10 protein-coding genes are annotated in these 10,713 nt (G+C 70.9%); 6 read left to right on the top strand and 4 right to left on the bottom strand.

The window, feature by feature from the left end; translation table 11 throughout:
- Positions 1-191: 191 nt before the first annotated feature.
- A complete protein-coding gene (locus tag AB0I42_RS36715) occupies positions 192-809 on the top strand; it encodes a superoxide dismutase (protein WP_357544389.1) in 618 nt (205 codons plus the stop codon).
- A complete protein-coding gene (locus AB0I42_RS36720; RefSeq protein WP_357544390.1) occupies positions 809-1,096 on the top strand; it encodes a hypothetical protein in 288 nt (95 codons plus the stop codon). The genes AB0I42_RS36715 and AB0I42_RS36720 overlap by 1 nt, the downstream gene beginning before the upstream one ends.
- Positions 1,097-1,167: 71 nt before the next feature.
- Here the strand turns inward: AB0I42_RS36720 and AB0I42_RS36725 are convergent, their stop codons facing one another.
- Positions 1,168-1,572, bottom strand: coding sequence for a helix-turn-helix domain-containing protein (locus tag AB0I42_RS36725; protein ID WP_357544391.1), 405 nt, complete (start codon positions 1,570-1,572; stop codon positions 1,168-1,170).
- Between the two features lie 109 nt (positions 1,573-1,681).
- Here AB0I42_RS36725 and AB0I42_RS36730 point away from each other — a divergent pair, with 109 nt between their 5' ends.
- On the top strand, positions 1,682-2,533 hold the full coding sequence (locus AB0I42_RS36730; RefSeq protein WP_357544392.1) for an SDR family oxidoreductase: 852 nt from the start codon (positions 1,682-1,684) through the stop codon (positions 2,531-2,533).
- A 90-nt stretch (positions 2,534-2,623) separates the two neighbouring features.
- Here the strand turns inward: AB0I42_RS36730 and AB0I42_RS36735 are convergent, their stop codons facing one another.
- From AB0I42_RS36735 to AB0I42_RS36745, 3 genes are all read right to left on the bottom strand, one after another.
- Entirely contained in the window at positions 2,624-4,711 is a 2,088-nt protein-coding gene (locus AB0I42_RS36735) for a glycogen debranching N-terminal domain-containing protein (RefSeq protein WP_357544393.1), read from the bottom strand.
- The gene (locus AB0I42_RS36740) at positions 4,708-5,085 is read right to left on the bottom strand and encodes an SCP2 sterol-binding domain-containing protein (RefSeq protein ID WP_357544394.1); all 378 of its coding nucleotides are present in this window, start codon (positions 5,083-5,085) and stop codon (positions 4,708-4,710) included. The genes AB0I42_RS36735 and AB0I42_RS36740 overlap by 4 nt, the downstream gene beginning before the upstream one ends.
- Positions 5,086-5,264: 179 nt before the next feature.
- Positions 5,265-6,335 (bottom strand): hypothetical protein, encoded by a 1,071-nt coding sequence (locus AB0I42_RS36745; protein WP_357544395.1) that lies wholly within the window; start codon positions 6,333-6,335, stop codon positions 5,265-5,267.
- A 319-nt stretch (positions 6,336-6,654) separates the two neighbouring features.
- On the opposite strand from AB0I42_RS36745, the gene AB0I42_RS36750 reads away from it, so the two are divergent.
- Genes AB0I42_RS36750 through AB0I42_RS36760 form a run of 3 tightly spaced genes read left to right on the top strand, consistent with a single transcriptional unit; the run spans position 6,655 to position 10,615 of the window.
- Positions 6,655-7,713, top strand: a complete 1,059-nt coding sequence (locus AB0I42_RS36750) for a LacI family DNA-binding transcriptional regulator (RefSeq protein WP_357544396.1) — start codon at positions 6,655-6,657, stop codon at positions 7,711-7,713.
- The gene (locus AB0I42_RS36755; RefSeq protein ID WP_357544397.1) at positions 7,710-9,329 is read left to right on the top strand and encodes an FAD-dependent oxidoreductase; all 1,620 of its coding nucleotides are present in this window, start codon (positions 7,710-7,712) and stop codon (positions 9,327-9,329) included. Before AB0I42_RS36750 ends, AB0I42_RS36755 begins: the two co-directional genes overlap by 4 nt.
- Before the next feature lie 11 nt (positions 9,330-9,340).
- Positions 9,341-10,615: a sugar ABC transporter substrate-binding protein gene (locus tag AB0I42_RS36760; protein ID WP_357544398.1), complete on the top strand. Its 1,275-nt coding sequence runs from the start codon at positions 9,341-9,343 to the stop codon at positions 10,613-10,615.
- Positions 10,616-10,713: the final 98 nt, after the last annotated feature.

The raw sequence follows: 10,713 nt of genomic DNA on the forward strand, positions 1-10,713 counted from the left end.
GTCGCGATGCCCGCGTGTACCAGGCGATGCCCGGTGTGATCTGGGTGTTCTGCTTGCGGGCGAAGACCGGAGCGAGGCTCTCCCGATACACGGGAGGCGCCCACGTTCGCGTATCCGGACGGCTCTTCTTGCCTATAATTGGCAACTACTAGAAGATGGCATCTGGCCACACCGACGAGGAGACCGCTTCCGTGAGCACGTACACGCTGCCGGACCTGCCCTACGACTACGCCGCGCTCGAGCCGCACATCAACGGCCAGATCCTGGAACTGCACCACGACAAGCACCACGCCACCTACGTGAAGGCCGCGAACGACACGGTCGAGCGGATCGCCGAGGCCCGCGACACGGGCGACTTCTCGAGCATCGTCGGGCTGGAGAAGACGTTGGCGTTCAACGTCTCCGGGCACGTCCTGCACTCGCTCTACTGGCAGAACATGTCGCCGGACGGCGGCGACCGCCCGGACGGCGACCTGGCCGACGCGATCACCGAGCACTTCGGGTCGTTCGAGGCGTTCCACGGGCAGCTTTCCGCCGCCACCACGGCCGTGCAGGGTTCGGGCTGGGGCGTGCTGTCCTACGAGCCGCTCGGCAAGCGGCTGATCGTCGAGCAGGTCTACGACCACCACGGCAACGTGGGCGTCGGCTCGGTGCCGCTGCTCGCCTTCGACGCCTGGGAGCACGCCTACTACCTGCAATACCGCAACGTACGGCCGGACTTCGTCAAGGCCATGTGGGAGGTCGTCAACTGGCCCGACGTGAGCGCCCGCTACGCGGCGGCGGTCGCCGCCACCCGCCCGGTGGGCTGATGCCTCCGGCCACCCCTGACGAGGTCATCGCCACGCTCCTGCCGCCGGCGCTGGAGCTGACCACGGCGTACGTCACCTCCGGCGACGACCCGGCGCTCTACTGGGAGACCCTGCACCGGGTGGTCGGCGAGTCGCTGACCGGGGCGGAACCTGGCCGGGCGGTCGCCGAGCTGCTGGTCGGCCTCTCCGCGCTCGCCGGCCTGCTCCTCGACCAGCTCGCCGAGGCCGGCGACCGGGACCGCGCGCGGATCCTCACCGAGCTGCACCGGACCTATCTCGCCCGCTGAACCCCGGCCGGTGGTGACCGATCAGGCGGTCACCACCGGCCGGCTTTCGTCCGTCGACCGGTGTGACCGGGTCAGGTTGCCGGCTCCTGGTCGGCGCGGGCCGCGATCATCCCCGGCGCCTCGGCCTCGATCAGCTCGAGCAGGTTGACCAGCTGCGTGGCGATCCGGGTGCCGGCCGGCGTCAGGCTGTATTCGACCCGGGCCGGGATGGTCGCCTGCACCTCGCGGTGCACGAGCCCGTCGCGTTCGAGGTTCTGGAGCGTCTGGGCCAGCATCTTCTCGCTCACCCCGTCGACCCGGCGGCGCAGCGCGTTGAAGCGGTAGGTGCCGTCGTGCAGCGCGGCGAGCGCGAGCACCCCCCACTTGCCGACGATGTTCTCCATGATCGCCCGGGACGGGCAGGCTCGGGTGAAGACGTCGCAGATCAGCGCGTCGTCCGGGTCGACCGACGCGGCCGTTGGCGGGGCGCTGCTCATGGTCCCGACGATACTCCCCGAAGGTTTGCACTTTCGAAAAGTTAGTGCAATCGTTTGGGAGGCGCCCGGCGAGCCCCGCCGGCCCGCCACCTATCGGGAGAAGCTCCACATGATCACTGTCACCGGAGCGACCGGCCATCTCGGCCGGCTCGTCGTCGAACAGCTGCTCGACCGCGGCGTACCGGCCGCCGGGATCGTCGCCGCCGTCCGCGCCCCGGAGAAGGCCGCCGACCTCGCCGCCCGTGGCGTCCAGGTCCGCGAGGCCGACTACGACCGGCCGGAAACCCTGGCCGCCGCCCTCGCCGGCACCGACCGGCTGCTGCTGGTCTCCGGCAACGAACTGGGCCAGCGGCTGCGCCAGCACGGCAACGTCGTCGAGGCGGCCAGGTCGGCCGGGGTGTCGCTGCTGGCGTACACGAGCATCCTCGCCGCCGACACCACCAGCGTGCCGCTCGGTCCCGAGCACAAGGCGACCGAAGACCTGGTCCGCGCCTCCGGGCTGCCGTACGTGCTGCTGCGCAACGGCTGGTACCTCGAGAACTACGACCTCGCCGGCGCCGTGGCGCAGGGCGTGATCCTCGGCGCGGCCGGCGAGGGCCGGGTCTCCGCCGCCACCCGTGCCGACTTCGCCGCCGCCGCGGTGGCCGTGCTCACCGGGGACGGGCACGCCGGAAAGGTCTACGAACTCGGCGGCGACGAGGCGTTCACGCTGGCCGAGTTGGCCGCCGAGGTGACCCGGCAGAGCGGCACCGAGGTCGCCTACCGCGACCTGCCGGTCGACGAGTACGCCCGTACGCTGGCCGGGTTCGGCCTGCCGGAGCCGGTGGCGCGGATGCTCGCCGACAGCGACGCCGGCCTGGCCCGGGGCGACCTGCACACCGACAGCGGCGACCTGAGCCGCCTCGTCGGCCGCCCCACGACCCCGTTGCCCGACGCCGTGGCCCAGCACCTGAAGCCCTGACCCGCCTCCCGGTCTCCCCGCGATCTTGCACTTGTCGCCCTCCACAACGGACAAAAGGAGGAGACAACTGCAAGATCGCGGGAAGGGCTGTCAGGTGACGGCGCCGCCGTGCGTCTCGCGCAGGGGGCGGCGGTCGGTCACGTCGATCCGGCCCCGACCGAAGGCGTCGACGTGTCCCCACCGGCCGGGGATGTCGAGCAGTTCGAGGCGGCCCAGGCCGGTCGGCAGGGCCGGGTCGACCGCGAGATGCCCCTCGTGCGGCTCCAGGCCGAGCATCGTACGCAGCAACAGCATCGGGGTTCCCGTCGACCACGCCTGCGGGCTGCACGCCGTCGGGTAGACCACCGGATACCGGGTCAGCGAGCGGGCGTACCCGCCGAACGCCTCGGGCAGCCGGCCGGCGAAGAACTGCGCCGCGTCGATGATCCCCTCGGCGATCGTGGCCGCCTCCTCGCTGAAGCCGTACCGGCGCAGGCCCCAGGCGACGAACGAGTTGTCGAACGGCCAGATCGTGCCGGTGTGGTAGCCGATCGGGTTGTAGCGGACCTCCCCCTCGGCCATGGTCCGCACCCCCCAGCCGCTGAACAGCCGCGGCCCGAGCAGGTGCTCGGCGATCCTCGGCGCGTACCGCTCGTCGACGATCCCGCTCCACAGCAGGTGCCCGATGTTGGAGGTCAGGGTGTCGACCTGCCGGCCGTCGGCGTCCAGCGCGAGCGCGTAGTACTCACCGTCGGCGACCCAGAAGTCCTCGTGGAACCGCTCCTTCAGCTCCATCGCCTGCCGTTCCAGCCGGTCGGCGTAGCCGGGGTCGTTCCAGAAGAGCCGGGCCAGCCGGGCGGCGCGCAGCTTCGCGTCGTACGCGTACCCCTGGACCTCGCAGGTGGCCCGCGGATAGCCGGGCAGTGTGCCGTCGCGATAGGACAGTGAGTCCCAGGAGTCCTTCCAGCACTGGTTCTCCAGGCCGGTCGTCTCGTTGCGTCGCTGATACCAGATGTAGCCGTTGCCGACCAGGTCGGCGTAGTCGTCGATCCAGGCGATCGCGGCCCGCGCCTCGGACTCCAGCGACCGGACCAGGTCGGCGTCGCCGGACCAGCGTTCGTACTCGTCGAGCAGCACCACGAACAGGGGTGTGGCGTCGACCGAGCCGTAGTACGGCGAGTGCGGCTGCTCCTCGAACGCGGCGCTCTCGCCGTACCGGAACTCGTGCAGGATGCGGCCCGGGTCCTCGTCGCGGAAGTCGTCGAGCCGGCTGCCCTGGAGCATCGCGAGCACCTTGAGCGTGGTCGCGGCCAGCTCAGGTACGAACGGCAGGGCCTGGAGGCTGGTCAGGATGCTGTCCCGACCGAACATCGTCATGAACCAGGGCAGGCCGGCGGCGGGCAGTGCCTGGCCGGGCATCGAGATCGGCGCGAACCGCAGCGCGGCGAGGTCGACGAGGCTGCGCCGGTAGGTGCTGGCCAGCGCCTCGCTCTCGCAGGAGATCGTCGGCGCCCGGGCCACGAACTCCGCGAGGTCGGCCTCCATGGCCCGCTTCTCGCCGCCGTGGACCTGCAGTCCCATCCGCAGGTCGTGCCCGGTGGGTACGACGGTCTCGGCGACCACCCGGATCCTGGTGTGCCACTGGCCGTTGGGTGGTATCCCGATCCGGAACGTCATGCCGTCGTCGTCGAGTTCGGCGGGTTCACTGGCCCACAGCACCGTCTCGCGACGGAAGTGCTCGCGCTCGTACCCCAGCCGCAGCTTTCCGTCCTCGATCCGCCGGTAGTAGTTGCCCTTCTTGGCCACCGCGTCCTTGACCTCGAAGAGGTCGGCGAAGTCGGAGCCGGCGTCGATGCGTACGTCGAGGTCGAGCCGATCCTGGGTGTGGTTGAGTACGGTCAGTTCCTCGTCGAACCCGTCGTTGACCATCCGCTGCCGGATGACCGACAGGGCGGCGTCGACGTAGTGGGTGGCGGTGCCCGGGACGAGAAAGAACCGGGTCTCGAAGTACTGGAGGTCGTCGGCGCTGAGCGCGTCGAGCCGCTGCCCGTTGATGGTCAGCACCCATCTCGACAGGAACCGGGTGTCGAGGGCGAAGAACCCGGTCGGCGAGGTCGGGGTCGCCTCGATGTCGCCCCGCCCGTCGCTGACCACGAACGTGCTGCCGTCGAGGATGCGTACCAGGTTCTCCTCGGTCACGACGCGACCCTCCCGGCTTCGGTGCGCCGGTACGGGCCGTGGGCGTCCGGCGGGCCGGGGAGGATCCGTTCGAGCCGGACCACCAGTTGCAGGTCACCGGCGCTGCTCATCTCGCCGCGCAGGAGCGCCGAGATCGCGTTCGCCTCGCCCCGGACGATCCGCCCGAACAGTTCGGGCGAGGCGTAGATGGTGGCGTCGGCGACGTGGTCCTCCCGCGTCACGGTGATCTCGCCCCGCTTCACGGTCACCAGCCAGTGTTCGGAGTGGCCGTTGTCGTGCAGTTCGATGCGCACCGTGCCGTTCAGCTTCTCCAGCCGGGCCTCGTGCCCGTGGTGGTTGAGTCCCTCGAAGAACCTGGCGATGCTGTCCGCCATCCCGTCCCCCAATCCGCTGCGGGTCCGCGCGGCGGACCAGCGGGTACGGGCGCTCGCTTACCCGACCCGCCGGGGCGGAAACGGTCGGAGCCGGCATCTTGATCCGCGTGATCAGGGACCGGGAGCCGCGCCGCGCCGACGACACGCGCGACGCGGTCCCTGATCACCGTGATCGGGGGCTAGACGGCGCGGGCGACGCAGATGCGGGCGCCCAGGCGGGGGCCGGCCTCGTAGATCATGTACGACACGCCGCCGTCGGTGCCGAACGCGGGCGAGGCGACCCGGCCGTTGTCGGAGGCGATCGGGGTGTGGAAGACGCCGAGGTGCACCTCGCGGTCGAAGTTGTTGCCGACCTCGGTGAGCCGCATCCGGCCGTCGTTGCCGTGGTAGACGACGTACGTCGTGTTGTTGCGCTTGAGCAGGTGGGGCGCGGCGATGTCGGTCAGCCCGTCACCGGCCGGCGAGACCAGCGGGTTGGGGGCGAACTGCCACTGGTCCCAGCCGTTGGGCGACCAGCCCCAGAAGATCTTCCGGGTGCCGGGCCGGATCGTGTGGGCGCCCATGAAGAGCATCACGTACCGGTTGCCCTTGCCGGCCACGGAGTGTTCGAAGACCCGGGCGTACGAGGTCTCGGTGGTGTTCGGCACCAGCCGGGTGCTCAGGATCGGGGTGATGTCCGTGAAGTTGATCCCGTCGCGGGAGCGGGCGACCCGGGTCGTGTGGTTCTCGCCGTGGAAGTAGAGGTAGAACTCGCGGGTGGGGGCGTTCCAGACCACGTGCGGCGACGAGACGTGGCTGACCGTCGCCTTTCCCTGCAGGAACCGGTTGATGATCGGGTTGTTCGGATACTCGGTGTAGGGCCCCTCCAGCCGGTCGGCATAGGCGAGGCAGATCCCGCCGGGCGCGTCGTGCGGCGCGTAGTAGAGGTAGTACCGCCCGCGCGCGTTGCTGATCTTGTCGTAGACGCCACGCACACAGGGGAAGATCATCTCGCCGGTCGGGTTGTAGCGCAGCGGGCCGGCGAACGCGTCGCGGACGTAGCGGTAGTTGGGGAATCCCGCCGGCCCGGCGTGGGCGGGGGCGGCCGCGGCCAGCCCGCCGAAGCCACCGGCCGCGGCGGCGGAGCCGAGCAGCGCGGCACCCCGCAGCAGGCCCCGGCGGCGGAGCGCGAACCGCTCGCCCGGGACGGCCGCGCCGCCGGCCGGGTCCGGCACGGCCGGTCCGGCGTCGGGTCGGGGGTGATGGTCCATGGTGGTGCCTCCGATCGTGAGGGGACGCTCGTCGATCAAGGACTTGCCTGGTGCGGGCAGGCGGGCACGCCGACCCACCGTCACCCTCAGTGACCTGGTCGTCCATCCCGGACCCGCTCGTGATGGCTGAGTTTCGTCGCCCGTCGATGGCGCCGTCAAGACGCTAATACGAATTATCAAGGCAGGTTCGCGGAGAAAAAGTTGCCGCTGAGGGCTTGACGGCCGACGATCCGGGACCGCAGGATTTCATCTCGACGTAACTAATGCGTATTAGCAGAGAAACGGACGGGTACGGAACGTGACCGCATCGCGGAGACGGGTGACGCAGCAGGACATCGCGCGGATGACCGGCGTGAGCCAGGCGACGGTGTCCCTCGTGCTCAACGGCCGGGCCGACGCCGACGTACGGATCGCGCCCGAGACCCGTGACCGCGTGCTGCAGGCGATCCGCAGCACCGGCTACGTCGCCGACCCGATCGCCCGCCGGCTGGCCGCCCGGCACAACCGCATCATCGGCGTCTTCACCTACGAGCCGGTGTTCCCGACCGGGACCGGCGACTTCTACCACCCGTTCCTGGTCGGCATGGAGCAGTGCGCCGAACAGCTCGGCTGCGACCTGCTGCTGTTCACCAGCGCCCCGGTGGTCGAGGGGCGGCGCCGGGTCTTCCACGAGGACAACCGGCTCCGGCTCGCCGACGGCTGTGTCCTGCTCGGACGGTCGCTCGACCACGTAGAGCTGACCCGGCTGGTCGCCGAAGGGCTGCCGTTCGTCTCCGTCGGCCGCCGCGACGACGCCGGCGGCCCGGTGCCGTACGTCGGCGCCGACTACCCCGCCGCCACGGCCGCCCTGGTGCACCGGGCGGTCGGGGTCGGGCACCGCCGGCTGGCGTACGTCGGACAGGGCGACGGCCCGACCGGCCCGGACCGGCGCCCGGCGCCGGAGTCGCACGCCGACCGGCTGCGCGGTTTCACCGCCGCGGTGGCCGCCACCGGGGTGACCACCCGGCACGAGCCGACGGCCGACCGCTCCCCCGCCGACCTGCTCGACGCGCTGCTGGACGCCGGGGTGACCGCCGCCTTCGTCGAGGAGTACGCCGACGGGGCCGCCATCGCCGGCCTCGCCCGCGAGCGCGGCCTGTCCATCCCCGGCGACCTGTCGATCCTCGCGCTGGGCGACCCGACCCGGCCGGCACCGACCGACATCGACTTCTCCGGCTTCCGGATCCCGCGCCGGCAGATGGGCTGGCAGGCCGTCGAAGTCCTCACCACCCTCCTCGAGCCGACCGGGCGGAGCGAGATCCAGAGATTGCTGTCCTGTGAACCCGTCGACGGCGCCACGCTGGCGCCGCCGGCCGGGTCGGGAAGGTCCACCAAGTGAAGGGAAGCACGTTGCGGGAGATGCGAGCCGACATCCTGGTCGTCGGCGGAGGTCTCGGCGGGGTCGCGGCGGCGTTGGGCGCCCTGCGCGCCGGGCGTTCGGTGGTGCTGACCGAGGAGTTCGACTGGCTCGGTGGCCAGCTCACCAGCCAGGCGGTGCCGCCGGACGAGCACAGCTGGGTGGAGCGCTTCGGGATCACCTCGAGCTACCGGGCGCTGCGGGACGGGATCCGCGACTACTACCGCCGCTACTACCCGCTGACCGACCGCGCGCGGGCGTGGCGGGACCTGAACCCGGGCGCCGGCCACGTCAGCCGGCTCTGCCACGAGCCACGGGTGGCGGTCGCCGTCCTGGAGTCGATGCTGGCGCCGTACCGGGGATCCGGGCGGCTGCGGGTGTTGCAGCCGTACCGGCCGGTGTCCGCCGCCGTCGACGGCGACCGGGTCACCGCGGTGACGGTCGCGCACCGCGACGGCGCCGACGAGATCGTGGTGACGGCCGGGTACGTCCTGGACGCGACCGAGACCGGTGAGCTGCTGCCGCTGACCGGCACCGAATACGTCACCGGGTTCGAGTCGCGGGCCGACACCGGTGAGCCGAGCGCGCCGGACGTGGCGCAGCCGGCCAACATGCAGGCGATGTCGGTGTGCTTCGCGGTCGACCACGTCGACGGCGACCACACCATCGACCGGCCGGAGCGCTATTCGTTCTGGCGGGACTACCAGCCGGCGTTCTGGGGCGACCGGATGCTGTCGTTCCGCTCCCCGAACCCGCGCACGCTGGAGATCTCCGAGCGGAGTTTCACCCCGAATCCCGACGACGACCCGCTGCTGGTCGACGCCGACCAGCGGCGCAACCCCGGCGACGGCAACCTGTGGACGTTCCGGCGGATCGCGGCCCGCCGGCTGTTCCGCGAGGGGGCGTACGACAGCGACATCTGCCTGGTCAACTGGCCGATGATCGACTACTTCGAGAGCCCGGTGATCGACGTACCGGACCCGGCGCACCACTTCGCGGCGGCCCGCGAGCTGTCCCGGTCGGTGCTCTACTGGCTCCAGACCGAGGCGCCGCGCACCGACGGCGGCACCGGCTTCCCCGGCCTGCGGCTGCGCGGCGACGTCACCGGCAGCGCGGACGGACTCGCCCAGGCGCCGTACATCCGCGAGTCGCGCCGGATCCGCGCCGAATACACCGTGGTCGAGCAGGACCTGTCGCTGGACGTACGCGGCGACAAGGGCGCGGCCATCTACCCCGACTCGGTCGGCGTCGGCATGTACCGCATCGACCTGCACCCGTCGACCGGCGGCGACAACTACGTCGACGTCGCCTCGTGCCCCTTCCAGATCCCGTTGGGCGCACTGATCCCCCGGCGCATGGACAACCTCCTGCCCGCCGGAAAGAACATCGGCACCACCCACATCACCAACGGTTCGTACCGCCTGCACCCCGTCGAGTGGAACGTCGGCGAGGTCGCCGGAATGCTCGCGGACTTCTGTCTGGAGCGCGGGGTCGTCCCCCGGGCGGTACGTGACACTCCCGGCCTGCTGGCCGATTTCCAGAATCGCCTCGTCGGCGAGGGCGTCGAGCTGCACTGGCCCGACATCGCCGGCTACTGAGGGAGGGTTTGATGAGAGCCAGATTGACGGCGGCGGTGACACTGGCCGCGCTGCTGGGCCTGACGGCGTGCGGCGGCGGCGACGCCGGCGACAGCGACGGACCGGTGTCGCTGCGCATGACGACCTGGTCGGCGAACGAGGCGCACCTCGCGCTGTTCAACGAGATCGCCGAGGAATACAAGAAGGCGAACCCGAACGTCACCGAGATCAAGTTCGATCCGATCCCGTTCGAGAACTACACCACCACCCTCACCACCCAGATCGCCGGCGGCAACCCGCCGGACCTGGCCTGGATCTTCGAGAACTCGGCGCCGGACTTCGTCTCGTCGGGTGCCCTGGTCGCGCTCGACGACACCCTCAAGGGCACCGACGGGTACGTTTTCGACGAGCTGACCCCGGCCGCCACGAAGCTGTGGCAGGACGAGGGCAAGCTGTACGCGTACCCGTTCTCGACCTCGCCGTTCGGGGTCTTCGTCAACACCGACCTCTTCGAGAAGGCCGGCCGGGAGACGCCGGCCGAGCTGATCGCGGCCGGCCGGTGGACCTGGGACACGGCGGTCGCGGCCGCCTCGGCGGTCAACGCCGAGACCGGCAAGGCCGGGCTGGTCATCCGCGACTTCGACTACAAGGGCTGGGACAACCTGTCGACGGTGTGGACCGGATGGGGCGCCCAGGCGTGGAGCGAGGACGGCAAGACCTGCGGCTTCGACCAGCAGCCGATGGTCGACGCGATGACGTTCCTGCACAAGGCGATCTTCACCGACAAGGCGCTGCCGGCCCCTGGCACCACGGCGGACTTCTTCGCCGGTGACGCCGGCATGACGATCACCCAGATCTCCCGGGCGTCGCTGCTGGCCGACCAGAAGTTCGGCTGGGACCTGGTGCCGCTGCCGGCCGGCCCGAACGGCGACTACGCCGTCATCGGCCAGGGCGGCATGGGCGTACTGCGCAAGGGCGACAACGCGAAGGTGGCCGCGGACTTCCTGGCCTTCCTGACCAACCCGACCAACTCGGCGAAGCTCGCGCAGTTCTTCCCGCCGCCGCGCCAGTCGCAGCTCACCGCCGAGACCCTGGCCAAGACCAACCCGCTGCTCAAGCCGGAACAGCTGCAGAGCGTGGTCATCGACGGCATCTCCTCCGGCGTGGTGAAGCCGAGCCACACCGGGCAGGCCGAGATCAGCCAGGCGGTGCGGGCCGCGCTCGACCCGCTGTGGCAGCCCGGCGCCGACGTACGGACCGTACTCACCGGCGTCTGCACCCAGATCAAGCCGCTGCTGGACCGCTGATGTCGCGTACGACGCAGGTGGTGGACCGGGCCCGGGCCCGGCCGAACAGCACCGCCCCCACCGGCCGACGCACGTCGAACGCCCGTAGCCTGACCGGC

The organism is Polymorphospora sp. NPDC050346, assembly GCF_040655695.1.
Lineage (GTDB): Bacteria > Actinomycetota > Actinomycetes > Mycobacteriales > Micromonosporaceae > Polymorphospora > Polymorphospora lycopeni.

Bases quoted from the DNA above. Each gene is read 5' to 3' on its own strand.
- AB0I42_RS36720 (WP_357544390.1), top strand. From the start codon at position 809: ATGCCTCCGGCCACCCCTGACGAGGTCATCGCCACGCTCCTGCCGCCG.
- AB0I42_RS36725 (WP_357544391.1), bottom strand. From the start codon at position 1,572: ATGAGCAGCGCCCCGCCAACGGCCGCGTCGGTCGACCCGGACGACGCG.
- AB0I42_RS36730 (WP_357544392.1), top strand. From the start codon at position 1,682: ATGATCACTGTCACCGGAGCGACCGGCCATCTCGGCCGGCTCGTCGTC.
- AB0I42_RS36740 (WP_357544394.1), bottom strand. From the start codon at position 5,085: ATGGCGGACAGCATCGCCAGGTTCTTCGAGGGACTCAACCACCACGGG.
- AB0I42_RS36745 (WP_357544395.1), bottom strand. From the start codon at position 6,335: ATGGACCATCACCCCCGACCCGACGCCGGACCGGCCGTGCCGGACCCG.
- AB0I42_RS36760 (WP_357544398.1), top strand. From the start codon at position 9,341: ATGAGAGCCAGATTGACGGCGGCGGTGACACTGGCCGCGCTGCTGGGC.